Source organism: Thermotoga profunda AZM34c06 (genome assembly GCF_000828675.1).
Lineage (GTDB): Bacteria > Thermotogota > Thermotogae > Thermotogales > DSM-5069 > Pseudothermotoga_B > Pseudothermotoga_B profunda.
The window spans coordinates 1,660,924-1,686,765 of the sequence record NZ_AP014510.1; the positions used below are offsets into that span (position 1 = coordinate 1,660,924).

Below are 25,842 nucleotides of genomic sequence, written 5' to 3' on the forward strand. Positions count from 1 at the left end.
CTATATCACCTCTGTCTTACCACCAACCATCTCTATTGACTTCTTGGCGGTTTTACTAAATGCGTGCGCTCTGACTATCAAGGGTTTCGTCAGTTCACCACTGCCGAGTATCTTAATACCATCTCTGAGGTCTTTTACCAAACCTTTTTTGATAAGAGTCTCAGGTGTAACCTCTTCATTCGCTTCGAATTTCTCTTCAAGAGACCTTATATTAACTACAGCATAATCTTTGTGTGTGAAACTTTTGAAACCAACTTTTGGCAACCTTCTGTGTAATGGAGTTTGTCCACCTTCTAACCACAAATGAACCTTTCCAGAACCACGTGACTTCTGACCTTTGTGACCTCTTCCACCTGTTTTACCAAGACCAGAACCAATTCCACGCCCAATTCTCTTTCGTTCTTTGACCGAACCTGGGGTAGGTTTTAGATCATGTAGCTCTAACATCGTTCATTCCTCCTCTTTTCGGAGCTCTTCAACCTTTACAAGATGTCTAATCTTATTGATCATGCCTCTGATCTGAGGATTGTCTTGTTTGACAACTCTATCATGTAATTTTTTCAAACCAAGAGCCTTTACGGTTTGCTTCTGATCATATTTGTATCCAACAGGACTTCTGACTAACTCAATCACGATCTTTGACATCCTCAGACCTCCTTCCTCGTTCCGTGAAGAACTTGACTTATCGTTATATCTCGAAGCTTAGCAGCTTTATCTGGTGAAACCAGAGTCTTAAGGCCATTCAAAGTGGCAAGGGCTAAATTGACCGCCGTAGATGAACCAAGCGATTTCGTTAAGATATTTTGTATACCAGCAAGTTCAACGACAGCTCTAACAGTGCTACCCGCAATAATTCCAGTTCCAGGAGCAGCAGGTTTAAGAAGTACCTTAGAAGCATCCTGTTTTCCAACAACTTCATGAGGTATGGTGTTTTTATACAAAGGAACGTCTATAATAGCCGATCGAGCAGCACTTATCGCCTTTCTTATGGCGTCAGGTACCTCTCTTGCCTTACCCAAACCTACACCGACTTTGCCTTTCCTATTTCCAACAACGGCAAGGACTCTGAAACTCAAAGTTTTTCCACCTTTTGTCACTTTTGCTGTACGTTTTATTTCAACAATACGTTCTTCAAACTCTTCTGATTCTTTCTTTATCAATTCTTCTTCGAGTATTTCATCCATTCTCTTGCACACCTCCTTAGAACTTCAGTCCGACTTCTCTTGCAGCATCGGCGAGTTCCTTAATTCTCCCGTGGTACTTGAAACCTCCACGGTCGAAGACCACTTGATCTATACCCTTTGCCAACGCTCGTTGGGCAATCAATTTCCCAACTTCTCTTGCTGCCTCTTTGTTATATGTTTTAGTTATTTTTTGCCTCAATTCTGGATCAAGTGTAGATGCTGAGAGAATTGTATGGCCTTTCATATCGTCAATCAATTGCACGTAAATATGCTTTTCACTTCTAAAAACTGACAATCTTGGCCTTTCAGCAGTACCGAAAACCTTTTTTCTTATTCTCAAATGCCTCCTGATTCTCTGTAGTCTTCTATCCTGTTTCTTAATCACACTATATGCCCCCTTTATTTTTTCTTACCTTCTTTATGCCTTATCAATTCGTCCTTATATTTGATTCCTTTGCCACTGTAAACGTTAACTTCTCGCCATGATCTTATTTGCGCAGCAAACTGTCCAACCGCCTGCTTGTCAATACCTTTTACAACTATGATATTCGGTGCAGGGGTCTCAACCGTCACATTCACAGGTGGCTCAAGAACTACAGGATGGGTATACCCAACCTGAAGCGATAACTTGTTTCCTTGCATTTGCGCTCTGTACCCTACTCCAAGTATCTCAAGTTGTTTTTCAAAACCACTTGTCACTCCTTGAACCATATTTCGTATCAACGACCAGTAAGTCCCTTGATAAGTCTTAAGGATCTTTCTTTGAGATTTACGAACAATAGTCGTCTCATTTTGTTCCACATGTATTTTGTTATCCTCGAGGTTTATTTTCACAAATTCTGGAAAACTCCGTGACAAGGTACCTTTAGGACCTTTAACAGTTATAGTATTATTTTCTATCTGAACTTGCACACCTTTGGGTATTAATATTGGTTTCTTTCCCAGCTTTGACACATCCTTCACCTCCTTACCAAATGTAGGCGATAATCTCTCCTCCGACTCCAAGGTTTCGTGCTTCTTTATCGCTAATAACACCTTTTGAAGTCGTGAGAATAGCTACTCCAATGCCATTCTTCACTTTTGGAATTTCATCTTTTGCCACATATAAACGTCTACCAGGTTTTGAAACTCTGACAATTCCCTTGATGACTCTTTCTTTGTTTCTTCTTTGCCCTTTGTATTTCATGTGTATTCTGAGAATTCCTTGTTTTCCATCTTCTATGTATTTGTAGTCTTGAATAAATCCTTCTCTTTTCAAAATCTCACATATTGCCTTCTTCATATTAGAAGCAGGAACATCCACATATTCTTTGAAGACAACATTTGCATTCCTTATTCTCGTGAGCATATCAGCTATCGGGTCACTCCACATCATTCTCCCTCCCTTACCAGCTTGCTTTTTTTACACCAGGGAGTTTGCCCTCGAGAACCATCTTTCTAAAGCAAACTCTGCATAGACCAAATTCACGATAAACTGCCTTGGGTCTCCCACACATTGAGCATCTTGTGTATTCACGAACTTTGAATTTTTTTGGTCTTTTCCACCTCTCTATGATTCCCTTTCGTGGCATCGAATACCTCCTCTCAACGTTTAAAAGGCAGTCCCAAAAGCTCGAGCAATCTAAGGGCTTCGGGATCAGTCTTTGCCGTTGTGACAATTATGATGTCCATACCTTGTGTTCTTGGTGATTGGTCTGGTGTAATTTCTGGGAAAACAAATTGTTCTGTCAAACCAAAGCTATAATTACCATGTCCATCAAAAGAGTTTGGATTGAGACCTCTGAAGTCTCTCACCTTTGGCAGTACAATATTTCCAAGTTTGTACAAAAAATTCCACATTCTCAAACCACGTAACGTCACCTTCAGTCCAACATTCATGCCTTTCCTCACTTTAAAATTTGAAATACTCTTCTTAGCTTTCGTAATAACGGGTTTTTGACCGGTTATTGCCGCTAATTCTTTCATGTGTCTGTTCAAGAGCTCGGCATTTCTGGATCCTTCACCGATCCCCATATTAATAACTATTTTCTCGATCTTTGGAACTTGATGTATGTTTTTGTAATTGAACTCTTTGATCATTTTTGGTACTATTTCTTTTTCATATTTCTCTTTCAGTGGGATGTACTGAGTACCCATTTTCTGATTCCTCCTCACGCTTTATCTATAACCTCACCGCACTTCTTGCAAATTCTAACTTTTGTCCCATCTTCGAGAAATTTTGCTCCAACACGAACTGGTTTGTCACAATTGGGACACACAAGCATTACCTTTGAGGCGTAGACAGGTGCTTCACGCTCTATTATTCCACCTTCTCTGAGCTGTGGAATAGGTCTTTGATGTCTTTTTACCATGTTGATTCCCTGAACGACTACCTTGTTTTCTCTTGGGATTACCTTGAGAATCTTTCCTCTTTTTCCTTTATCTTTACCAGATATCACCTGTACAAGATCGTCTTTCCTTATCCTCATATCAACTCACCTCTCAAAGCACCTCAGGAGCAAGCGAGATTATCTTCATATAACCTTTTTCACGTATCTCTCTTGCCACCGGGCCAAAGACACGCGTTCCACGTGGCTCATTGAATTTGTCAATCAAGACAGCTGCATTGTCATCAAATCTGATGTAAGTACCATCTGGTCTTTTAACAGGTTTTCTGGTTCTGACTATCACTGCCTTGACCACTTCACCTTTTTTAACTGCAGTGTTTGGTACCACATCTCTAACTGAGCAGACAACCACATCTCCAATGGTCCCATACTTTTTGTGAAAACCACCCATTACCCTTATAACCCTTAATTTTTTAGCCCCAGAGTTGTCAGCAACATCAAGATAACTTTCCACCTGGATCATATCTTTTCACTCTCCTCGGCATCTGGTATTTCCTCAACTATCACTTGTTTTTTCAACACTTCGACAACTCGCCAGCTTTTTGTCTTACTGAGTGGCCTTGTTTCTTCAATAACAACCAAATCGCCTATTTTGCATTCTTTATGTTCATCATGTGCATGGTATTTCTTAGACTTTTCAACATGCTTTTTATATTTAGGATGCTCAAATTTCCTGGTTACTTTGACCACAACTGTTTTATCCATCTTGTCACTAACGACAATGCCCGTGAGTCGTTTCTTTGCCATAGTTTTTACCTCCTTACTCCGAGTTCTCTTTCGCGAAGGATTGTTCTAATTCTTGCTATATCGCGCCTCACTTCTTTGATCTGTGCAGTGTTTCTAAGCTGTCCCATAGCATGTTGAAATCTCAAGTCCATCAATTGTTTCTTCTTTTCTTCTAATAATCTTTTGAGTTCATCATCGGTGTAATTTCGGATCTCGGCCGCTTTCATACAGCCTCACCTCCGATGTGAGAACGTGAGACTATCTTGGTTGCTATCGGGAGCTTACTTGCAGCATACATCAAGGCTTCTTTGGCAACATTTTCTTCCACGCCAGCTATTTCGAACAATATCTTTCCGGGTTTTACAACACTAACCCACCCTTCAACGTTACCTTTTCCTTTACCTTGTCTTGTTTCTGCTGGTTTTTTGGTGTAAGGTTTATCTGGAAAAACTCTTATCCAAAGCTTTCCACTCTTTTTCATAACCCTCATTATGGCAATACGACAAGCTTCTATCTGTTGCGATGTAATCCACGCTGGAGCAAGTGCTTTTAAACCCCAATCACCAAAGGTGACTGTTGTACCACCTTTTGCTTCTCCTCGCATTCGTCCACGTTGCTGTTTTCTGTATTTAACCCTCTTTGGCATCAACATTTCAAAAACCTCCTTGTACTAAATCTGGGCATCTCCTTTGTATATCCACACCTTGATACCTATTGTTCCGTACTTTGTCATAGCGGTAGCTGTACCATAATCTACAACGGCTTTAACTGTTTGAAGTGGTAATCTACCACTCAAATACCATTCGCGTCTTGCTATTTCGGCACCTGCAAGCCTACCAGATACCATTACCTTCATGCCAACGGCACCTTTTCTAAAGGCATCAGACAAAGCGCGTTTCATAGCTCTTTTATAAGAAGCTCTCTTTTCTATTCTACTTGCAATGTTTTCTGCCACTAATTGTGCATCAGTCTCGGGCGTCTTAATTTCTTCTACATTGACAATAACACGCCTGTTTAAGGTCTTCTCGAGATCTTCTCTTAGTTTACCTATCTCTGCACCTTTCTTACCTATTATCACTCCTGGTCTTGCAGTCTTAATTGTGACCGTAACACTTTCATTATCGGGTCTTTCTATGAAAATCTCACTGATACCAGCCTGGTTGTAAACTGCTTTGACCGCCTTTCTAATTTGCTCGTCTTCCTTCAACCATGAGCCATAATTTTTCTCGTTGAACCATTTTGCTTGCCAATTAGCACTAACACCAAGTCTAAACCCTCTGGGATGTACTTTCTGACCCACCGTATCACCTCTCTAAGCTTTCGTTTCCTTAGTTTTTACTGCCACAGTAATATGGCACATACGTCTTTGAATTATATCAGCTCTTCCTCGACCACGTGGCCATACTCTTTTCAATCTTGGTCCATCATCGACAACGCAATGAGAGACATATAACATATCACTACTGAGTTTAGCATTATTCTCTGCGTTGGCTACCGCAGACTTCAAGACTTTCTCTACAAGTCTCGCCGCTTTTGTCGGAGACATTTCAAGTACCTGGAAGGCTTCGGAAACATCTTTACCACGAATCGCATTTATCACTGCCCTTACTTTTCTTGGTGATGATCTCAGATAGCGACCAACAGCTCTTATTTCATTAGAAGATTTATTTTCTCCATTGTTTTGTCTATATTGGACAGATCTCTTAGGCCTTCTTGTACTGTTCTCTGTGCTCATCACTGTTCCCTCCTCATTTCACCTGACCTTTGGTAGCAGCCTTTTTTTCTGCATGGCCACCAAACCTCCTGGTTGGTGCAAATTCACCAAGTCTATGCCCCACCATGTTCTCAGTTATATAAACTGGTACATGTTTCAAACCATTGTGAACTGCTATTGTGTGTCCAACCATCTCAGGTACGATTGTTGAAGATCTGCTCCAAGTTTTTATAATTTTTTTCTCGCCACTTTCGTTGAGCATTCTGATCTTTTTTAGAAGCTTGATGTCAACATAAGGTCCTTTCTTTTGAGAACGTGCCATTCATCACACCTCCTCATCCCTGGTTGCGTCTTCTTACAATGAATCTGTCGGAAGGTCTTCGACCACGTCTTGTTTTGTATCCCTTGGTTGGCATTCCCCAAGGTGTGACAGGATGTTGTCCCTTTCCTCTTCCTTCACCACCACCCATTGGATGATCAACTGGGTTCATCACCATTGCACGAACATGAGGTCTTCTACCAAGCCAGCGCGTTCTACCAGCTTTACCTGAAATTTCATTTTTGTGATCCTCATTGCCAACGATACCAATTGTTGCATAGCATTTTATGTGTATTTTCCTCAATTCACCGGAAGGCATCTTTAAAAGTGCATAATTTCCTTCTTTTGCCATTAATTGACAGGAGACACCTGCTGATCTTGCTATTTTACCACCGGAACCAGGTCTTACTTCGATATTGTGAATCATTGTACCGAGTGGTATGTTTTCAAGTGGCAATGAATTACCAACTCTTATTTCAGCATCAGGTCCATTCATTAAAATGTCTCCAACCTTCAAACCATTAGGTGCCAGAATGTATCGCTTTTCTCCATCGGCATAGAAAAGCAATGCAATCCTTGCCGATCTGTTGGGATCGTATTCAATCGACATGACTTTAGCGGGTATCCCGATCTTATCACGTTTAAAATCTATAAGTCGGTATCTTCTCTTGTGTCCGCCACCTCTAAATCTGACAGTAGTCCTTCCATAGTGGTTTCGACCACCGGTTTTTTTCAGAGGCGCGAGCAGCGATTTTTCTGGCTCTTTTTTTGTTATCTCAGAAAAATCAGGCGTCAACATAAAACGAATAGCTGGTGATGTCGGTTTATGCTTCTTCAAGCCCATGATCTTTCACCTCTTTCACTGCTGGCCTTCGAGTTCCTTGATCGTGTAACCTTCCTTTAAAGTAACAACGGCTTTCTTCCAGCCTCTTGTCGTACCCTCAAACCTACCTCTTCTCTTGGGTTTGGGTTTGACAACAGATATGTTGACTTTTTCAACTTTTACCTTGAATAATGCCTCAACTGCATTCTTAACAAGAGTTCTGTTTGCTAAAGGATTGACCTCGAAGGCATATTTTCTATTTTCTTTCGCAAGTGTTGTTTTTTCTGTTAAGAGCGGTCTTGTCAATACATCATAAATTGTGAGTTTTTGCTGGTTCATCCCAGCACCTCCTCAATTTTCGCAACGGTGTCTCGAGTCAAAATTATTTTTTCGTGATCAATTATGTCATAGACATTCAATCCATCTATTCTTACAACATTCTCATCTTCACGTGTTGCTCCTGGATTGTCAGCAATAATCGCCTTCAAACCTGGTATATTGCGGCAAGATAATCGTACATACTCATATTCAGGTTTCTTCCAAGGCAGTACGAACAACACCTTTTTGTCTTTAAGCTGTAGATTTTCAATGAGTTGTCTCATGTTTTTTGCTTTGGGTTCGTCGAATTTTATATCATCCAGTACCATCAAATTCCCTTCTCTGAATCTCTGCGATAAAGCCGACCTGAGTGCGAGTTTTCGCATTTTTTTTGGTAAGCGTTTTGCCCAGCTCTTAGGTTGTGGACCATGTGCAACGCCACCATGCCTCCAGATGGGCGATCTTATCGAGCCGTGTCTTGCACGTCCTGTATGCTTCTGCGGCCAGGGTTTTCTCCCACCGCCACTTACTTCTGCTCGAGTCTTAGTTGAAGCAGTACCCGACCTTCTCAATGAAAGTTGATAATCAACATATCTCCACATGACATCGAGGTTAGGTTCAATGTTGAAAACATCATCTTTTAATTCCTGCGTTCCGATTTTCTGACCCTTCATATTGTAAAGATCTACAAGAGCCATCCTTTATTCCTCCTTGTGGTTCATTTTCGGGTTTTCCTGGGGCTCCTAATGAGTACCAGGCTCCCCCTTGCTCCTGGGACTGAACCTTTGAGTACTATCAAATTATTCTCCACATCGAGTTTAATGACTTCAAGGTTGTGTATAGTAACACGCTCATTACCATATCTTCCTGGCATTTTTTTACCTTTGAAGATCTTTGCAGGTTCTGTATGCTGACCCAAAGAACCAAGTTCCCTATGGAACTTTGCACCGTGTGCACGTGGGCCACCAGAGAATCCCCAACGCTTCATTGCACCAGAGAATCCTCTACCTTTTGTCCAACCTATTACATCTACTTTTTCACCAATTTGAAATTGGTCCACTTTTATCTGTTGGCCAATTTCATACGCTGCCAATTCTTTTTCATCTTCAATTCTCATTTCTCTTAAAAACCTGAGAGGCTTAACTTGCGCTTTTTTAAAGTGTCCTTCTAATGGTTTATTCAACTTTTTAGCACCGTCAAAACCAAGTTGAACGGCACAATAGCCATCAACTTGTGGTGTCTTTTTTTGAGTCACATAACATGGACCAGCCTGAATAACCGTGACAGGTACGACCACGTCTTCTTTAAATAATCGGGTCATCCCTATCTTTTTTCCAAGTAACATCTTCATCATAATACACCTCCGACGATTAGAGTTTGATCTCCACGTCGACCCCTGCTGGGAGGTTTATCTTCATCAAGGCGTCGATTGTTTTCGGAGATGGTTCAATTATATCAATCAATCTTTTGTGAACTCTTTTTTCAAACTGTTCTCTGGAGTCTTTGTGCTTATGAGGTGATCTCAGCACCACATACAAAGATCTCTCCGTTGGCAGCGGTATCGGGCCTGAGATTTTCGCATTCGTAGATTTTGCGACCTCAACTATCTTCTTAGCCGATTCGTCCAAAACTTCGTGGTCATAAGCTTTAAGTTTTATTCTGATTTTCTGTCCAGGCATAAATTTCGTTCCCTCCTTCTTAGCAAAAAACGGAAGGGGAGCCATGCTCCCCGATTAACGTTATTCTACGATTTCAGCTACCACACCTGCTCCGACTGTCTTTCCACCTTCTCTTATAGCAAAGCGCATACCTTTTTCAATTGCGATCGGGTATATGAGTTTTATTGTGAGTATGGCATTGTCTCCCGGCATAACCATTTCTGCGTTGTTACCGAGCTCAATAATCTCACCAGTGACGTCAGCGGTTCGAATGAAGAATTGTGGTCGATAACCCTTCATGAATGGTGTATGCCTTCCACCTTCTTCTTTCTTTAGAACATAAACGTTGGCCTTGAATGTGGTATGAGGTGTAATAGAACCTGGAGCCGCGAGAACCTGACCGCGTTCTATTTCATCTTTATCAATACCTCTCAAAAGACAACCAACGTTGTCACCAGCTATACCTTCATCCAGTTCTTTTCTGAACATCTCAACGCTCGTAACAACTGTCTTCTTGATCTCGTAGCTCTGTCCTACGATCTCAACTTCATCGCCTGGTCTGATTCTTCCGCGCTCAATTCTTCCCGTTGCAACAGTTCCTCTTCCAGTGATTGAGAAAATGTCCTCAACGGCCATGAGGAATGGCTTGTCAACTTCACGAGCTGGTTCTGGTATATAATTATCAAGCGCATCGAGTAATTCTTGAATGGATTTATAGGCTGGATCATTCGGGTCCTTTGCTTCCATAGCAAGCAAAGCAGAACCTCTTATGACTGGAACTTCATCTCCAGGGAATTCATATTTAGTCAAAAGATCTCTGACTTCCATTTCAACAAGATCAACGAGTTCCTTATCGTCAACTGCATCAACTTTGTTCAAAAAGACAACCATCGCAGGAACGTTGACTTGTCTTGCGAGCAAAACGTGTTCACGTGTCTGTGGCATTGGTCCATCTGTTGCCGCAACAACAAGAATTGCTCCGTCCATCTGAGCCGCACCGGTAATCATGTTCTTTATGTAGTCTGCGTGACCTGGACAGTCAATGTGAGCGTAGTGTCTCTTTTCGGTTTGATATTCCACGTGCGTGATGTTAATGGTGATACCTCTTGCTTTTTCTTCAGGAGCTTTGTCGATTTGATCGTATGGAACATAAGAAGCAAGATTTTTGAATGAGAGATACTTTGTTATTGCCGCTGTCAGCGTGGTCTTACCATGGTCTATGTGTCCAATAGTACCAACGTTGACGTGTGGCTTAGTTCTCACAAACTTTTCCTTAGCCATTCAATCTCCCTCCTTCGCACTTAAACGGCCTTCAAAACCTTTTCGATGACTCTGTCTGGCACTTCTTTATAATGAGAAAATTGCGCTATATGATTTGCTCTACCCTGACTAAGAGATCTGAGTGTTGTTGCATAACCAAAAAGCTCAGAAAGTGGCACAAATGCCCTTATTACTCTAAGATTTGCCCGACTCTCAAGTGACTCAACCTGCGCTCTACGCGCATTCAAGTCGGCAATTATTCCTCCAAGATACTCTTCGGGTGTAATGACCTCGAGTTTCATAACTGGTTCTAATAAGATAGGTTGACAAACTTTGATCGCATTTTTAAACGCAAGACTTGCTGCTATTTTGAAAGCTATCTCAGATGAATCAACTTCATGATACGAACCATCAAGCAGTATCGCTCTTACACCGATCATAGGATATCCTGCTAAAACACCCATTTCCATAGATTCTTTTATACCTTCTTCTATTGCAGGAATATATTCCTTGGGTATTACACCTCCAACTGTCTTGTTTACAAACTCAAAATGCTTTTCGCCATCCAAAGGCAATGGCTCGAATCTCATTATAACATGACCATATTGACCTCTTCCACCAGTTTGTCTAATATATTTACCTTCGGCTTCACCCGACTGTCTTATGGTTTCTCTATATGCAACCTGTGGCCTACCTATCCTAACATTCACACCAAATTCTCTTTTGAGACGGTCTGTAATAATTTCAAGATGAAGTTCTCCCATACCTGATAACACAACTTGACCAGTTTCTTTATCAACATTCACTTTCAAAGTCGGGTCTTCCTCAGATAAAGCATTGACAGCCTTTACCATTCTTTCTTCGTCGTCATGCGTAACTGGTTCTATGGCAATAGAAATGACTGGGTCAGGAAAATCTATCTTTTCAAGCAAAATCGGATTTTCTTGCGAACAAAGCGTATCACCCGTGGTTGTACTTCTCAAACCTATCAATGCTACTATATCACCTGCTCTTGCATAATCTACATCTTCACGTTTATCTGCGTGCATGAACATAAGACGAGCCACACGTTCACGTACCTGCTTGGTGGAATTGTAGATATATGTTCCTTTTTCCAATTTACCTGAGTAAACTCTGACATAAGTGAGTTTGCCAACATAAGGATCTGTTTGTATCTTAAATGCAAGAGCTGCAAAATTACCTTCAGATGAAGGAACAATTTCCACTTGTTCTTCGTCTAATGTTAGCCCCTTAACAGGTGGTATGTCTAAGGGTGAAGGTAGATAATCGATGATAGCATCAAGCAAAGGTTGTACTCCTTTGTTTCTTGCCGCTGCACCACAGAGAACAGGGACTAATTTATTGGTTATAGTAGCCTTTCTAAGAGCACTTTTGATCTTCTCTACAGGTATTTCTTTTTCTTCCAAATAAAGTTCCATGAGTTCTTCATCTTCTTCGGCAAGCATTGATATCATTTCTTCTCGCATTTCTTCAGCCAGGTCAAGTAAATCTTCTGGAATATCACTTTTCAAAAACTCACTACCATCTTCCGTGACCCATTTTATCGCCTTCATTTCCACCAAATCTATTACACCGACAAAATCTTTCTCCACACCAATAGGAATCTGTACAGCAACTGGTCTTGCATGAAGCCTATCCACCATAGTCTTCATTGCCATGAAAAAGTCTGCACCTGTTTTATCCATTTTGTTCATAAAAGCTATTCTTGGTACACCATATTTTTGTGCTTGTCTCCAAACGGTTTCCGTCTGTGGTTCAACGCCAGCCGTTGCGTCAAAGACCGCTACCGCACCATCGAGCACCCTTAAGGCCCTCTCAACCTCTATCGTAAAATCCACATGGCCGGGCGTATCAATTATATTAATGCGATGGTCCTTCCAAAAACACGTTGTTGCTGCTGCCGTTATAGTTATGCCGCGTTCCTTTTCCTGCTCCATCCAATCCATTGTTGCTGTTCCTTCATCGACACTTCCAAGCACGTGTTTACGACCGGTATAATACAATATACGTTCAGTCGTTGTTGTCTTACCGGCATCTATATGAGCCATTATTCCAATATTGCGCAACCTATCAAGCGGGACATAAAGCGCTTCGATCTCTATCATGATATTTCCTTTCACCACCGTAGATGGGCAAATGCCCTGTTCGCCTCCGCCATTTTGTGAACATCTTCTCTTTTCTTAACTGATGCACCAGTACCTTGATAGGAGGCAAGGATTTCTTCACCAAGTTTTATGTACATGGGTTTTCCTTTCTTAGAGCGTGCTGCTGTTACAATCCATCTGAGAGCGAGTGATGTTTTTCTTGGCTCTTGAACTTCAACGGGTACTTGGTATGTAGCTCCTCCCACACGTCTTGGTCTGACCTCCAGAACTGGCCTAACATTATCCACAGCTTTTTGGAAAACCTCTAACGGATCTTTACCAGATTTCTCTCTCACATACTCAAGAGCATCGTAGACAACCTGTTGTGCCACTGACTTTTTACCATCCCACATGATTCTGTTTATTAGTTTTGCCACTAATACATCTTGATATACTGGATCAGGAGATACTTCTCTTACTTCTGCTCTTCTTCTTCTCATACAACCATCCTCCTAAAACTACTTCTTGGATCTTTTTGCACCATATTTGCTGCGAGATTGTTTTCTGTTTTCCACTCCAGCGGTGTCAAGGGTACCGCGTATAATCTTATACCTTATACCTGGCAGATCTTTGACTCTTCCACCTCTGACAAGCACAACAGAATGTTCCTGTAAATTGTGCCCTATACCTGGTATGTATGCCGTGACTTCAGTACCATTTGACAACCTTACCCTTGCAATTTTTCTCAAGGCAGAGTTTGGTTTTTTTGGTGTCATGGTTGTAACACGAATGCACACACCACGCTTCTGTGGATTCCCTTCCAAAGCAGGTGCTTTAGATTTTTCAATTTTCTGTCCTCTTCCAAGTCTAATCAATTGATTTATAGTCGGCATCTGTATCCTCCCTTCAGCATCATACCAAATGCCGATTGTATTACATAAACGATATTTTGTCAACTTGTAATTAGATTTAAAACTCAGCAAGATTCATTATACTACACAATTTCAACTATTCTCGCAACAATGAATTGAAATTATCATTTCGGTTTTTAAAATAAATCACTTACATTCCACACCAGAGATATTTTCAAAATAAAAGGCAGGCTCAAGACCTGCCTAAGAAAAAATGACGAACAACAAATCAATCTACATGAATATGCTCAGCCGCGGTTGTGCTTTTGGAAAATTCCTCCTGGTAAACTTGTTTTTTTCTGTAAGCATTGATCGTCGAAATGAAAGCTTCGATTATCATCCATATCGCTATGATTAATGTAACAAGAGCAATGAAAACCAAGAGCCAATTCTTTGCATTGTAATAGTTTTTCACATTCAAAATCGTTGCCCAGATAGTCATTGTGAGCATGAAAATCATTGGGAATAATGTTGGCCACACAGGCTTTCTTTTCTTTGCAAGGTAGACAGTTGCTATCATCAGTGCAAGTCCAGCCAAAAGTTGATTTAAAGCTCCAAAAACTGGCCATAACTTCATAGCACCTCGACCATCTGGTGATACCATGCACAACGCAAATGCGGCAGCAACTACAACAAATGTGGTGAAATATCTGTTTTTAAATGGTCCAATTGGTTTACCATCTGCCCCCTTGAACAATTCTTCCATTCCAAAACGCTGAATCCTCGTTGCAGAATCGAGAGTCGTTCCAGCAAAAGAAACTACGAAAATTGCCATCAGTGTCGCACCCAGATCCTTCGGAATACCTATTGCTTTCATTAGATTTGAAGCTCCTTCAACTATTGCCTTGAGTTGGGCGGCAAGACCTGCACCAGCAGTAGTAGACCATGTTGAATAATATTTTAGATAGCCAGCACTTCCGGCTCCAAACATACCTATTCCTGCCGTCACTGCAACGATTACAAGAGTTGAAAGCGATCCTTCAAGTAACATCCCACCATATCCTACGAACTGCGCATCTGTTTCTTTATCGAGTTGTTTGACTGTAGTTCCAGAAGATGCTAAACTGTGAAAACCACTGATTGCACCACAAGCAATCGTGACAAACAGAAGTGGCCACATGCTTGGTGCACCGGATACTCTTTGATAAGCAGGTGCGACGATTTCGGGCCTTGCAACAAGTGTACCCAAGAATAGGGCTCCCATCAAAACCAAGAGTTCATGCGAATTTATGTAATCTCGCGGTTGTAAAAGTGTCTGTACGGGAAGAACGGATGCAAAGTAAGAATAAATCAATAGGATTATTATCCAACTCACAACAGGTGAAATACCACCAATCTTGGGTATTCTCAAAGGAAGGTAAATTCCTATTACCGCAAAAACATACAGCAAAATCAAGCCTATTATGGAATAAACAGTGTCTTTCTTACCCTTTTTGTAAACCATGTAACCTATCCAGATTGCTATTGGTATTTCCATCCATATAGACAAGACACTTTGAGGATACATATCAAACAAAATACCCATTATCATCGCAAAAACTGCCAAAACAAGCCAGAGCAAGAATTGAATTAGAATCAAGAATATTACTCCAACACGATTGGACACTATACCCCTTGTCATTTCTCCAATAGTTTTACCACCGTGTCTTGATGAAATCACCAATGATGCGAAGTCATGCACCCCTCCGGCAAAGATGGGACCCAAGAAAACCCAAAGAAAAGCAGGTAACCAACCCCAAACAACTCCTATTGCCGGACCAACTATTGGCCCTGTACCGGCGATAGTTGTAAAGTGATGCCCAAGCAAGATATGCCTTTTGGTTGGTACATAATCAACTCCATCTTTGAATTTTTTAGATGGAACTGGATTATCCTCTCTCAAACCAAAAAGTTTTCTCGAGAGCCATTTGCCATATGTGTTGTATGCCACAATGTAGCCAAAAAAGGCAACCAATGCCAAAACGAGCGAATTCACACTTCACCACCCCTTGTTATTTAGATTCATATTTTATTGTGTCTTACTAAAAATTACGGTGAAGATCAAAAGGTAGTTTTTGAGGAATAAGAAGTAGAAAAATGTACTTCAAACGAATAGAGAAGACTTGACAAGTTTTTGATACTGTCTTGAAACAGGTATTAAACTCGAGTTCTCAAGTTCTACTTGCATGCTGGGAACTCGAATTACTTTCTTAACTCGCTCCAAATTACATATATACGATTTGTGAACTCTAAGAAAGTTCTTTGGTAATCTCTTTTCGAGTTCACTGATACCCCAGTGGTAAATTTCGTATTCCCCATCAGTTGTATTAGCGATACATCTTTTACCAAAAAGCCTCTATATAGAATACTTTATCAAAACTGAGCATTAAAATATTTTCTCCTTCTTTTACAGGTAGTTTTATAAGAGGTTTAGAATATGCTTGAATAAGCCTCTCTACGCATATATCAAATCTTTCTTCACTAACAGGTTTTACCAAATAGTCTATTGCTCCAATCTCGAATGCCCGCGCAGCATACTGCTCATAAGCTGTGACAAAAACTATCCCGATTCCCCTCAATTTCTTTGCAACATTCAAGCCAGATTCAAATGGTAACCTTATGTCGATGAAAGCTACATCAAATTCCTTTATATGTTTTGAGAATTCTTTCGCAGTTCGGAAAACACCGGTGAGTTTGAGTTCAGGATATCTTGATATCATGCGAACAATATCTTCACGTGCAAGTTGCTCGTCTTCTAAAACAGCTACCCTTATCATGAATTCCCTCCATCGGAATGCTGATAATAACATTCAAACCATTTTTACTCTTGTATTCTATCTTTGCTCTATCTGAATAAATATTCTTAAGTCTTGCTTCAACAAGCATCATACCTATACCTTTCTTTGAGTCAGATTTCATGCCGTTACCTTTATCACATACCTTCAAAATTAGGTTCTCATCTTTTTGAGCTGCTTCAATCTTCACGATGATCCTGCCGTCTTTTTCACCATGCTCAATAGCATTTTCAACAATCGGTTGTAGAATCATCGGCGGGATACAGTGGTATTTAAGATCTTCTGGTACATCGATTTGGTATATCAACGCTTCTCCATATCTAAGTTTCATTATTGAAAGATAGCACTCTATGATTCTAATCTCTTCATCAAGTGTCACCAATGGTTCTTTTTTCTTAAAGTAATATCTCAGCAATTCTGACAACTCATCAATCATTTTCACAGCGCTATTTTGATCTGTTTTCACAAGATACCTTATGCTTGCCAGAGTATTAAACAGAAAATGTGGTCCAAGTTTTGACATGAAATCTCTCATTTGTGCTTCACGCGCAAGTATCGCTTCCCTAACGGCTTTTGCAGCAAGCATGACTATCTCCACAAATTTTGCGATTTCTTTTATCATCATTATTTGTTCTTCTTGAAATCGCGCATTATTAATGACGATTAAATTCCCTAATGCTCCATTCTTTGCCATCAATGGCACACAGATTTTTGTTATATTATTTTCATTCACCGCTGGACAACTATTCAGATCAATCACAACTTCATCAACGTCAAGGACAAGAGATATTTTATGTGCAAATCTGACTAAGTTTTCTGATTTTGGATCTTCAACGACTCTTATTGCATCTTCCACAATCCCAAGAGTGGCTGCGAATACTTGCGATGATGCAATTTTAATGGCTTGTTCTGTATATTTGGTGAGTGCTAATATGAGTGCAACACCAAAAGCATTGGTTATCACCATAGGCATAAGCGCATTTGAAACTATGTCGACAGCTAAAGAACGCGGTGTGATAATCAAATAAGCAACGAACAAATGAACAAGTTCCGAAACAGCAGATAATAAACAACCAAAAATGACTTTTTCATTTGATCTCATAAACGATTTTCTAAAGAAACTTGAGAAGACACCTGCGCACAATGTACCTATAGAACAAGCTAATCCCGAAGGTCCACCAAGCAAAAATCTGTGTGTCGAAGCAATCGAACAACTCAAAAGAGTAGCAGGTAATCCACCATATAAAGAAGCAACAATTACACCCATATCACGGTAATTTATTATCGTACCTTTGTAAGGTAATCCCAGTATCGTACCAATGATGCCAAAGATGCCACCAAAAAAACCCAAAGTCAGTGGTTTGTTACCTTCGAAAAGCTTGACGAAGGATTTTTTGGTCTTGTAAAACTGAAGAAAGAAAAAGATGATAACACCGAGCAGCGTCATCCTACTGAATAAAGTAATAACTAAATACACATTCCCCCACCTAAATGAAATTATACCATTCTGATTTTTTGGAGTTTGGTGAGCAACCTATTGCACCATCAACTGATGATCACCGGTGGTATATGAAAATCTCTGTCGGCTGATCTTTCAGATTTACTCGGAAACAAAAGAGAGTGTATGGATGTAGATTGAACATCAAAAAGTAACTGTTTCTCAAAAAGTTCTGGATCGACGATAAATCTTCCGGTTTTGTCTTTCAAAACTTTTTCAAGCACCTTCCTATAAAGAGAGCACACCGACAAAACAGGTATAGCAGATCTTCTTTTAATCATCGACAAAAGTTGTCTTCCTTTGTTGTTAAAACCAAGAACTCTGAGATATTGTGGGCCAAGTTCATTACATCGAGACAAAAACTCCTGAGAAACGTTGAACAAAGTGTATAATAAAAGCCTTCTAATCTTACTCATTGTAAATCGCTTGGTCTTTATACAACTTAAAAACTGATCAAACTCGCCGAATTTCGAAGCGCATTGTATGAATCTCAAATCTATACCCTCACTGAATCCATAGAGCCTTTGCAAATCTTCTCGAGACATGAGCCTGATTTTTGCAAGTACTATCTGCTCAAGTTGTTGTAAAGTCACAGGACCTCTACCTTCGTTCAGTTCTCGTGAAATTATCTCTAAGCTCTTTTCAGGAACGGCTTGCGTCACTTTATCCCACTGACCGTCGAGTATCATCTTTCTTATTGCCGTTGCACTTGAGAATTTACCTTTGAAATTTTTATCTGTATCTTCTGCACCAATTCTCTTTATAAGATGTGCTTTTATGTTGCTTTTTAATTCTTTTAACGATTTTATGTATTCAACTCCGAGAATGTCGTTGGATTTTTCTATTTTCAAGACTTCCTTGGGATCCATCTCCCTTGTCAATTCAAAGTATCTCAGTAATGCATATTTTCTTGCATTCGGAAAAGAATGACCTTTTTTCAATTCTTCTTTCATCAACCTTGGAAATGGCTCTGGTTGATCAATCATCACAGTAGCAATTTTTGTGAGAAAATCAATATTAGCTGATTCACTGCCAAAAACGATATCTGTTACCACATTGGTTCGTTCCAGCAACCAGACGGCTCCTTTTGCAAAACCCCCAGCATCTTGAGTGGCATAAACAAACGGCAGCTCGAAAACAATATCTACACCATTCAAAAGTGCTATCTGTGCTCTTGAAAACTTGTCTATGATTGCAGGTTCTCCTCTTTGGCAGAAACTCCCACTCATAACGGCTATGGTGTAATCTGGTTTCACAATCTCCTTTGCGTTGTTCAGATGGTAGAGATGTCCATTATGAAAAGGGTTGTATTCCACAATTATTCCAAGAACTTTCAACGAGACAATCTCTCCTCTCTGAGAACACTCAGACATAAAACAAAATTCAAAAGTGTGAAAATGAGAAATCCAGCAGAAAGATATTCAATCAACTTTACGTCACCTGATTTACCGAGAAGTTCCACCCCTATCCACGCAAATCCATGGACAATCATTCTGAATATTTGAACAAAAAGTGAAAAACCATTCGATATCAATGCAAAAGATAAAAATATCATATAATTGTCGTCATTTGCCTTTGCAAGGCTATAAAAACTAATGCATATTCCAGAACAAATGGTGAGTATGACAACGAAGAAAAGCCACCTTGAACTTTGAAAACTCAAATTGAATGCATCTCTGAAGGCTGGGGAAATGTAAATGAACAAACCATATGCCAAGATCATCAATAAACCTATTGCTGTACAAAAAATACCAAGTAACAACATCAAATAAAGCGTTACTCTCATGTCATCACCTCATATCTTTGATAAAATCACACTCGCAAGTTTCTTGCTACCTATGATTTTGGCTACTTTGTCAAGATCTGCTTTTCTCAGTTCATCTATACTTTTGAATTCCTCGATGAGTTTTTTTCTCCTCTTGGGACCCAGACCGGGAATCTCATTTAGAATTGAAACAATCGTCTCTTTTGTTCTAAGTCTTCTGTGAAAAGTATTCGCAAACCTATGTGCTTCATCTCTTATTGCAACCAACATCCTTAGGATAGGACTGTTCAATTCCAAAAAGAGTTCACCCTGCTCAGTACAAACCGTTTCATGTTCCTTAGCAAGACCTATCACGTCGCAATTTTTATTGATCTCCTCAAGTGCTTTTTTAACGGCTCTGACCTGCCCTACACCACCATCCACCAATATGAGATCTGGTAGTGTGTGCTTCAAGTACCTTCTCTTAACCAATTCCTTCATTGTAGCAAAATCGTCAATCTTTCCACTTTGAAATCTATAATGTCTATAACCTTCTTTGAAAGGAAGACCATCTATAAAAACCACAACAGATGCCACTGTGAAACTACCGTGCAAGTGAGCAACGTCGAAACCTTCGATTTTTTGTGGATATTTTGAAAGAGATAGAAAATCTTTGAGAGAAATCAAAGTCTCCTTTCTTAGACCTTTTATGCCTAACTCATTTTTCGCATTTTCTATGGCCTTCTTCAATAAATCTTCTTCAACTTCATCTCTTGGTCTACCAAAATATCCGGGTACATCTAAATTGATGTTTTTTTCCAAAATCACCGCTTCAGGTATCTCATTTCTATGCACCATATAGTAATTAAAAACAAAATCTTCAACGTTTGTTGAGTCTAATTCATAAACAAGCTTTGCAAGTAAATGACCCCCACGAATTCTCAAAAGAACATAAAGGTTCTTTGACCTTCCTATAACGTCCAAATTTCTGTATTGATCAAGCACAACTCTTTGTTTTTCCATGACTCTTTCGAATTTGAGAAGAAGATCTCTATACTTTGCGGCACTCTCAAAATCCATCATTTGCGCGAACTTTTTCATCTTAGTTTCGATTAGGCTGAGGGTCGGAGAAATATCGCCAGAAAGGAATTTCTTGACTGGAGCTATACATTTTTCGTTATACTCAGTTTCACTGATCTGGTGAGTACATGGTCCTTCGCATCTGTGCATATAAAAATCCATACATGGTTTAGTGGCTTTTTCCAATCCCTTTTGGCAGGCTCTGAAGTGATAAACTTGTTGTAGAAAATCAACAAGGCCTTTAACGAACTTCATATCGGTATATGGCCCAAAATACAAGCCATCTTGTGATCTTCTGCGTACTATCTTTACCGTTGGGAAAGGCTCGTGTGTTATCTCTATGTATGGATAGAACTCTGTATCTTTGAGTAAAACATTGTACTTTGGTTTGTGCTCAAAAATTAGACTGGCTTCTAACAGCAAAGCCTCTCTCTCATTCGAAACGACTATAAAATCAATTCCAGAAGCCTCTTGAATGATATTCACAACCTTCCTATTTTGTTTGTGTGTTGATTCTCTGAAATAAGAAAGTAGTCTGTTTCGAAGTCTACGAGCTTTACCAATGTACAAGTACTCACCTTGTGGCCCATAAAAAATATACACACCAGGACTATTTGGCGCCAGTTTTGCCTTCATTAAGAGATCCACACCGTTACCTCCAAGAATAATTGTACAATGTGATCTCTCCAAGTAAGTACACTTTTAACATGCATGGCACTTGAATTTTTGCAATGAAGTGATATTATTGAGAATGAATCTCAATAAGGGGGTGAATTTGTGTCTTTGTCAGAAGTTCCAGTTGGATTTTCAGCTAAAGTCAAATCTATCCCCAACTCCCTTCTGGGCTCACGTCTCATATCACTTGGTTTTATTCCGGGTACCTATGTGAAAGTTGTCAGAAGCGCCCCACTCGGAGACCCAAGAGTCTACCTTGTCATGGACAAACTCATCACTTTGCGCAACGATGATGCCACGCAGATAGAGGTTACTCTTGATAACGATTTGATGGTTCTTTCGTCTGCGCCGGAAGGTTTTTACACAGTCGTTGAATTATTTGGCGGCATTGGATTTCAGCAAAAAATGCATAGAATGGGTATACAAAAAGGAAAAGATCTTCAAATCTTGGGACCAATGACAATCAAAACAGAAAAGGGCATTTTCAAAGTCGGTTTTAGAATTGCAAATCGTATTTTGTTGAGGAGGATATGATGGCTCTACGCGTAGCACTCTGTGGAAATCCAAATGTAGGCAAAACAAGTCTTTTCAACGCACTCACAGGTATGAGACAGTATGTTGCAAATTGGGCGGGCGTTACCGTTGAAGTCAAGGAAGGTATCAGAAATTGGCGGGGTGCGAAAATAGATTTCGTTGATTTACCAGGAACATACAGTTTGTCATCTTTCAGTACTGATGAAAAAATTGCGAGAGATTATCTTTTATATAAAACGCCAGATATACTGATCATCGTCATTGATGCTCTATCGATGAAACAAGGACTTTATTTGTTTCTTGAAGCTGCAGAACTTGATACAAAGACAATTTTGGTGGTGAATGCCATAGACGAAGCGCGAAAACAAGGGCTGTACATTGATAAACAAGAACTGGCAAAGCATACAGGTGTTCCAATTGTTCTAACAAGTGCTGTGACAGGAGAAGGAATTGACGAGTTATTAGACACAATTTTGAAGGTCTCTTCGTCTGAAAAGAAAAATCTTCAGTTCATTTTTGGTGAAGAAATAGAGAAAATGATAAAAACGTTAGAAACAGATATTATGTCAAAACCACCTTTAAAAGGTTTCCCCATTCGATGGATTGTAACTAAATATCTTGAAGGTGATCCAGAAACTGTGAATCTCATAGGACAAACTGAAGTTATCCCAGGTACATTCAAGGAGAAAATAGCACAGGAAAGATACAAACACATAGATTTAATCCTCAAAGAAGTGCTTAAGTCATCAAGCACAAATTTGACGATAAGCGATGCATTAGACCATGTTCTCACACATAAATATATAGGAATACCGATCTTTCTTGCATTAATGTATATGACCTTTACCTTTGCTTTTCAAACAATTCAGCCCATCTCCGATGCCATTGAATTACTGTTTGAAACTCTATCGAATTTTGTGAGAGCATCGTTTAAAAATGAAATAGTCTCTTCACTCATTGCGGATGGTATCATTTCTGGTGTTGGATCGATTTTGGTCTTTGTGCCGAATATCTTTGCTCTTTTCTTAGTGCTTGGAATCATGGAAGAATCTGGTTATCTCCCAAGGGCAGCCTTTGTAGTAGACAGAATCATGTACAGTCTCAAGTTGTCTGGCAGATCTTTCATGTCGTTTTTGCTTGGTTTTGGATGTACTGTGCCAGCGATCATGTCAACGAGGGGAATATCAGATTCACGCGAGAGAACCATCACAGTTCTTTCAGTTCCATTTATTTCATGTAGTGCGAGATTACCGGTTTATCTGTTAATTGCAAGTATTTTCTTTGAAAAACAAAAGGGATTGGTTGTCTTTTCTGTATATCTGCTGAGTATAGTTGTAGCACTTTTGAGTGCGGTTTTGTTGAACAAAGTTCTCTTTAAAGGAGAACCAGGATTCTTAGTACTTGAACTTCCAAGGTATCGTATACCGAAGATTAAAAACCTCATGCTTTATGTCTGGCACAGAGGTAAACACTTTTTGGTGAAGGCTGGCACTATAATCTTTGTGGCTTCGGTTGTTCTTTGGTTTTTGTCTTACTTTCCAGCAAGTGGTGATCCTACAAAGTCCTTTGCAGCTTATATAGGAAAGGTTATATCAATTGCACTTAAACCATTAAGATTTGATTGGAGATTGAGCACAGCACTGGTTTTTGGAACAATGGCAAAAGAAGTCATTGTTTCTACACTCAGTATGCTCTTTGGCTTTGGCGAGGGAGAATCTTTGAAGCATGCATTGGTTAATTCTTATGATTCTGTTACAGCCTTGTCTTTTCTCTTTTTTGTGATGTCTTACATACCTTGTTTTGCCACACTTGGCTCAATAATTTCTGAGATAGGAAGAAAATACCTTATAGTCTCTGTGATCTACAGCTTAGCCGTTGCCTATCTTTTGGCTTATCTGGTTAGAATCTTGGGAGGTCTACTGATATGAAAAAATTTCTCTTGATTATCGAGACAGTTGCTGGCTTCATTTGTTTTTTATTCTTTTTGAAAATCGATGTGATGTTCGCATTATGTACATTGGTTTTTAGTTTGATCTATCTTTTTGGAATAGTGGATTTTAGAAAAAATCCCCAAAGGATTGATGCCCATTTGATGGTAGGTGGGGCAATGTTTTTCATCGCAATGTGCTTCATGATTCTCGATGATCTTTCTGATTTCGAGTTATCAGCTTCTCGACTGTTAATGATTATTATGGGCTCAATAGGTATTGTTCAAATGTTGATCTTCAGATCTAAGTTCAAATAATTTTTATGAGAAACTTGAACAGAAACGCCGACAATCCCGCAGCAAGAGGAACGGTAGCAAGCCACGAAAGAACAATGTTTTTCAGTACTCCCACGTTGACTACTTCTACCCCACGCGCCATACCAACGCCCACAACTGATCCGACAACTATATGAGTTGTTGAAACAGGTAGTCCAAGCACGGAAGATATCAAAACAGTCGAAGCGGTGGAAAAGTCTATACAGAATCCTCTGGTGTTATTAAGTTGAGTTATATCTCCACCTATTGTTTTCATCACTCTATAACCGAGTAATAGAACACCCAAAGAAATACCTAATCCACCGAGCATTAAGATCCAAATTGGAACTTCCACGCTTGAAGAAATTGTACCAGTCCCGATCACCCAATATATCACAGCAAGAGGACCGATTGCATTTGCGACATCGTTCGCACCATGTGAAAAACTCACATAACAACTTGTCATGATCTGAAGACGTCTGAAAACATTTTCGACTATTTCATAGTCTTTCGTTCTTATTTCGTAGTACCTTCTTAAAAGTAAATATCCCGTAAATGCTGCGATGCTGGCAATGAACACAGCAAGCCATACGGAATTCGATTGACCTATCTTGAGCGTCTTTATTCCAAGAAGATACACAATGACGAAGAACGTGATCCATATTATAACTGGTCCGGCTTTTTTTACAGCTTTTGCCGGTGAAGATCTTCTAAGAATAAAAATAGATATCAATTTGAAGACTGAGTAAGCGAGCACACCACCTGCGAGTGGTGAAAGTATCCAGCTCGATATTATTGAAATCATAACTTTCCAGTTCACCGCATTCCAACCAACTGCAGCTATTCCGAAACCAGCCATACTGCCAACAATAGAGTGTGTAGTCGAGACAGGCATTCCCCAAATGGTTGCAACCAAGATCCAGATCGAAGAAGAAATAAGTGCCGCAAATGCTCCAGTAATCAACACATCTGGTTGTGTTATGATGTTTGGTTTTAGGATGCCTTTGGTTATTGTTGATGTGACGTGCGATCCAAAAAGAACTGCTCCAGAAAATTCCAAAAAAGAGGCTATTATCACGGCTTGTTTTGGGGTTATAGCCTTAGCACCAACTGCAGTAGCCATAGAATTTGCAACGTCATTGGCTCCAATCGCAAAAGCCATGGCAAAACCACTTGCAAAAGCAAGTAAAATCAGCATATCTTACCTCCTCAAATGTGAGTTATCATTCGTATCCTTTCCGCGACATTTTCGGCATGATCCGCTATCCTTGTGAGTAATCTGACCAGCTTCTCAAGGAAATATAGATCAACAGGGTGTATGGTGTTCTTCATGGAATAGATCTTCTTACCCAGCTCAAGGGATATTCTATCTGTTTGGGATTCGTTTGTTTCCACCTTGGTTGCAAGCTTGTCCTCTTCAGAAGCTATTGAACGAGAAAAAGAAGATTCTACCAATGTGAGCAAATCACCTATTGCCATGGCCATCATGTGTACCGAGTCAAGACTGTCTTCTGCAAGTTCAAAGATCAGATCTCTTATTTCTTTATTGAGAGGCTTTTCGAGTTTATTCAGAGTCAATGACTTGAGAAAATCATCTACAGCATCTATCACAGCGTCTTCTTCATGGAGAATTGTGAGGACATCAACTCTGTCAAAGTAAACAAATTTGAGCTTTGAATAGCTCTCTCTGATCATTACTTTGAGTTCATCAGCTTTATCCTCAAGCATATCTACCTCAGAACACATTTGATCGATCGGTTGATTGTCAAAATAATTTTTCAAAGCTGGCATTATGAACTGTGCGGCATTTTCTGTCACAAGTGCATGTTCATAGAGTAATCTCAATGGCGATTGCTTTGGAAACATCTTTCCAACAAAGCGTGTCAAATT

General features: G+C 39.9%; 37 protein-coding genes. 3 read left to right on the top strand and 34 right to left on the bottom strand.

The window, feature by feature from the left end:
• From rplO to uvrC, 32 genes are all read right to left on the bottom strand, one after another.
• Positions 1-447, bottom strand: a complete 447-nt coding sequence (rplO, locus tag TSP02S_RS08065; protein ID WP_041083293.1) for a 50S ribosomal protein L15 — start codon at positions 445-447, stop codon at positions 1-3.
• A 3-nt stretch (positions 448-450) separates the two neighbouring features.
• Positions 451-645, bottom strand: a complete 195-nt coding sequence (rpmD, locus tag TSP02S_RS08070; protein WP_041083295.1) for a 50S ribosomal protein L30 — start codon at positions 643-645, stop codon at positions 451-453.
• A 2-nt stretch (positions 646-647) separates the two neighbouring features.
• Entirely contained in the window at positions 648-1,184 is a 537-nt protein-coding gene (gene rpsE, locus TSP02S_RS08075) for a 30S ribosomal protein S5 (RefSeq protein WP_041083296.1), read from the bottom strand.
• A gap of 16 nt (positions 1,185-1,200) precedes the next feature.
• Complete coding sequence (gene rplR / locus TSP02S_RS08080) at positions 1,201-1,569, bottom strand: 50S ribosomal protein L18 (protein WP_041083298.1); 369 nt, start codon at positions 1,567-1,569, stop codon at positions 1,201-1,203.
• Positions 1,570-1,583: 14 nt separating this feature from the next.
• On the bottom strand, positions 1,584-2,138 hold the full coding sequence (gene rplF / locus TSP02S_RS08085; RefSeq protein ID WP_041083300.1) for a 50S ribosomal protein L6: 555 nt from the start codon (positions 2,136-2,138) through the stop codon (positions 1,584-1,586).
• A gap of 13 nt (positions 2,139-2,151) precedes the next feature.
• Positions 2,152-2,556: a 30S ribosomal protein S8 gene (gene rpsH, locus TSP02S_RS08090; protein WP_041083302.1), complete on the bottom strand. Its 405-nt coding sequence runs from the start codon at positions 2,554-2,556 to the stop codon at positions 2,152-2,154.
• 13 nt (positions 2,557-2,569) lie between these two features.
• On the bottom strand, positions 2,570-2,755 hold the full coding sequence (locus tag TSP02S_RS08095; protein WP_041083304.1) for a type Z 30S ribosomal protein S14: 186 nt from the start codon (positions 2,753-2,755) through the stop codon (positions 2,570-2,572).
• 13 nt (positions 2,756-2,768) lie between these two features.
• Positions 2,769-3,320: a 50S ribosomal protein L5 gene (rplE, locus tag TSP02S_RS08100; protein WP_041083306.1), complete on the bottom strand. Its 552-nt coding sequence runs from the start codon at positions 3,318-3,320 to the stop codon at positions 2,769-2,771.
• A 14-nt stretch (positions 3,321-3,334) separates the two neighbouring features.
• Complete coding sequence (rplX, locus tag TSP02S_RS08105) at positions 3,335-3,652, bottom strand: 50S ribosomal protein L24 (protein ID WP_041083308.1); 318 nt, start codon at positions 3,650-3,652, stop codon at positions 3,335-3,337.
• Between the two features lie 13 nt (positions 3,653-3,665).
• Positions 3,666-4,034, bottom strand: a complete 369-nt coding sequence (rplN, locus tag TSP02S_RS08110; protein ID WP_041083310.1) for a 50S ribosomal protein L14 — start codon at positions 4,032-4,034, stop codon at positions 3,666-3,668.
• Entirely contained in the window at positions 4,031-4,318 is a 288-nt protein-coding gene (rpsQ, locus tag TSP02S_RS08115; RefSeq protein WP_041083312.1) for a 30S ribosomal protein S17, read from the bottom strand. Before rpsQ ends, rplN begins: the two co-directional genes overlap by 4 nt.
• 5 nt (positions 4,319-4,323) lie before the next feature.
• Entirely contained in the window at positions 4,324-4,524 is a 201-nt protein-coding gene (gene rpmC / locus TSP02S_RS08120; protein ID WP_041083314.1) for a 50S ribosomal protein L29, read from the bottom strand.
• Positions 4,521-4,949, bottom strand: a complete 429-nt coding sequence (gene rplP, locus TSP02S_RS08125; protein ID WP_041083316.1) for a 50S ribosomal protein L16 — start codon at positions 4,947-4,949, stop codon at positions 4,521-4,523. Before rplP ends, rpmC begins: the two co-directional genes overlap by 4 nt.
• 18 nt (positions 4,950-4,967) lie before the next feature.
• Positions 4,968-5,597, bottom strand: a complete 630-nt coding sequence (gene rpsC / locus TSP02S_RS08130) for a 30S ribosomal protein S3 (RefSeq protein ID WP_041083317.1) — start codon at positions 5,595-5,597, stop codon at positions 4,968-4,970.
• 12 nt (positions 5,598-5,609) lie between these two features.
• Complete coding sequence (gene rplV / locus TSP02S_RS08135) at positions 5,610-6,032, bottom strand: 50S ribosomal protein L22 (RefSeq protein WP_041083319.1); 423 nt, start codon at positions 6,030-6,032, stop codon at positions 5,610-5,612.
• Between the two features lie 13 nt (positions 6,033-6,045).
• A complete protein-coding gene (gene rpsS / locus TSP02S_RS08140; RefSeq protein WP_041083321.1) occupies positions 6,046-6,333 on the bottom strand; it encodes a 30S ribosomal protein S19 in 288 nt (95 codons plus the stop codon).
• 13 nt (positions 6,334-6,346) lie between these two features.
• Positions 6,347-7,174 carry a 50S ribosomal protein L2 gene (gene rplB, locus TSP02S_RS08145; RefSeq protein WP_041083323.1) on the bottom strand — a complete coding sequence of 276 codons (828 nt, stop codon included), beginning with the start codon at positions 7,172-7,174 and terminating at the stop codon, positions 6,347-6,349.
• A gap of 15 nt (positions 7,175-7,189) precedes the next feature.
• Positions 7,190-7,492 carry a 50S ribosomal protein L23 gene (gene rplW / locus TSP02S_RS08150; protein ID WP_041083326.1) on the bottom strand — a complete coding sequence of 101 codons (303 nt, stop codon included), beginning with the start codon at positions 7,490-7,492 and terminating at the stop codon, positions 7,190-7,192.
• A complete protein-coding gene (gene rplD / locus TSP02S_RS08155) occupies positions 7,489-8,169 on the bottom strand; it encodes a 50S ribosomal protein L4 (RefSeq protein ID WP_041083328.1) in 681 nt (226 codons plus the stop codon). Before rplD ends, rplW begins: the two co-directional genes overlap by 4 nt.
• A 20-nt stretch (positions 8,170-8,189) precedes the next feature.
• Complete coding sequence (gene rplC / locus TSP02S_RS08160; RefSeq protein WP_041084285.1) at positions 8,190-8,822, bottom strand: 50S ribosomal protein L3; 633 nt, start codon at positions 8,820-8,822, stop codon at positions 8,190-8,192.
• Between the two features lie 19 nt (positions 8,823-8,841).
• A complete protein-coding gene (gene rpsJ, locus TSP02S_RS08165) occupies positions 8,842-9,150 on the bottom strand; it encodes a 30S ribosomal protein S10 (RefSeq protein ID WP_041083329.1) in 309 nt (102 codons plus the stop codon).
• A gap of 60 nt (positions 9,151-9,210) precedes the next feature.
• The gene (tuf, locus tag TSP02S_RS08170; RefSeq protein WP_041083330.1) at positions 9,211-10,410 is read right to left on the bottom strand and encodes an elongation factor Tu; all 1,200 of its coding nucleotides are present in this window, start codon (positions 10,408-10,410) and stop codon (positions 9,211-9,213) included.
• Positions 10,411-10,430: 20 nt separating this feature from the next.
• Positions 10,431-12,515, bottom strand: coding sequence for an elongation factor G (fusA, locus tag TSP02S_RS08175; protein ID WP_041084287.1), 2,085 nt, complete (start codon positions 12,513-12,515; stop codon positions 10,431-10,433).
• Positions 12,516-12,526: 11 nt separating this feature from the next.
• On the bottom strand, positions 12,527-12,994 hold the full coding sequence (gene rpsG / locus TSP02S_RS08180) for a 30S ribosomal protein S7 (protein WP_041083331.1): 468 nt from the start codon (positions 12,992-12,994) through the stop codon (positions 12,527-12,529).
• Positions 12,995-13,012: 18 nt separating this feature from the next.
• Positions 13,013-13,387: a 30S ribosomal protein S12 gene (gene rpsL, locus TSP02S_RS08185; protein ID WP_041083332.1), complete on the bottom strand. Its 375-nt coding sequence runs from the start codon at positions 13,385-13,387 to the stop codon at positions 13,013-13,015.
• 247 nt (positions 13,388-13,634) lie between these two features.
• Entirely contained in the window at positions 13,635-15,380 is a 1,746-nt protein-coding gene (locus TSP02S_RS08190; protein WP_041083334.1) for a carbon starvation CstA family protein, read from the bottom strand.
• Between the two features lie 108 nt (positions 15,381-15,488).
• Positions 15,489-15,719 (bottom strand): LytR/AlgR family response regulator transcription factor, encoded by a 231-nt coding sequence (locus TSP02S_RS11220; protein ID WP_082025979.1) that lies wholly within the window; start codon positions 15,717-15,719, stop codon positions 15,489-15,491.
• A 7-nt stretch (positions 15,720-15,726) separates the two neighbouring features.
• A complete protein-coding gene (locus TSP02S_RS08195) occupies positions 15,727-16,161 on the bottom strand; it encodes a LytR/AlgR family response regulator transcription factor (RefSeq protein WP_052465392.1) in 435 nt (144 codons plus the stop codon).
• Entirely contained in the window at positions 16,118-17,656 is a 1,539-nt protein-coding gene (locus TSP02S_RS08200; RefSeq protein WP_144380753.1) for a LytS/YhcK type 5TM receptor domain-containing protein, read from the bottom strand. The genes TSP02S_RS08195 and TSP02S_RS08200 overlap by 44 nt, the downstream gene beginning before the upstream one ends.
• 68 nt (positions 17,657-17,724) lie before the next feature.
• The gene (locus TSP02S_RS08205) at positions 17,725-19,014 is read right to left on the bottom strand and encodes a nucleotidyltransferase (RefSeq protein WP_041083338.1); all 1,290 of its coding nucleotides are present in this window, start codon (positions 19,012-19,014) and stop codon (positions 17,725-17,727) included.
• Complete coding sequence (locus TSP02S_RS08210) at positions 19,011-19,463, bottom strand: hypothetical protein (protein ID WP_041083340.1); 453 nt, start codon at positions 19,461-19,463, stop codon at positions 19,011-19,013. The genes TSP02S_RS08205 and TSP02S_RS08210 overlap by 4 nt, the downstream gene beginning before the upstream one ends.
• Before the next feature lie 9 nt (positions 19,464-19,472).
• On the bottom strand, positions 19,473-21,149 hold the full coding sequence (gene uvrC, locus TSP02S_RS08215) for an excinuclease ABC subunit UvrC (protein ID WP_052465393.1): 1,677 nt from the start codon (positions 21,147-21,149) through the stop codon (positions 19,473-19,475).
• Positions 21,150-21,278: 129 nt separating this feature from the next.
• Here uvrC and TSP02S_RS08220 point away from each other — a divergent pair, with 129 nt between their 5' ends.
• Genes TSP02S_RS08220 through TSP02S_RS08230 form a run of 3 tightly spaced genes read left to right on the top strand, consistent with a single transcriptional unit; the run spans position 21,279 to position 23,955 of the window.
• A complete protein-coding gene (locus TSP02S_RS08220) occupies positions 21,279-21,710 on the top strand; it encodes a FeoA family protein (RefSeq protein WP_041083342.1) in 432 nt (143 codons plus the stop codon).
• Complete coding sequence (feoB, locus tag TSP02S_RS08225) at positions 21,710-23,638, top strand: ferrous iron transport protein B (RefSeq protein ID WP_041083344.1); 1,929 nt, start codon at positions 21,710-21,712, stop codon at positions 23,636-23,638. Before TSP02S_RS08220 ends, feoB begins: the two co-directional genes overlap by 1 nt.
• Complete coding sequence (locus TSP02S_RS08230; protein WP_041083346.1) at positions 23,635-23,955, top strand: hypothetical protein; 321 nt, start codon at positions 23,635-23,637, stop codon at positions 23,953-23,955. The genes feoB and TSP02S_RS08230 overlap by 4 nt, the downstream gene beginning before the upstream one ends.
• Here the strand turns inward: TSP02S_RS08230 and TSP02S_RS08235 are convergent.
• On the bottom strand, positions 23,948-25,150 hold the full coding sequence (locus TSP02S_RS08235) for an inorganic phosphate transporter (protein ID WP_041083348.1): 1,203 nt from the start codon (positions 25,148-25,150) through the stop codon (positions 23,948-23,950). The two genes, TSP02S_RS08230 and TSP02S_RS08235, sit on opposite strands and share 8 nt — an antisense overlap.
• A gap of 11 nt (positions 25,151-25,161) precedes the next feature.
• A complete protein-coding gene (locus TSP02S_RS08240; protein WP_041083350.1) occupies positions 25,162-25,839 on the bottom strand; it encodes a DUF47 domain-containing protein in 678 nt (225 codons plus the stop codon).
• Positions 25,840-25,842: the final 3 nt, after the last annotated feature.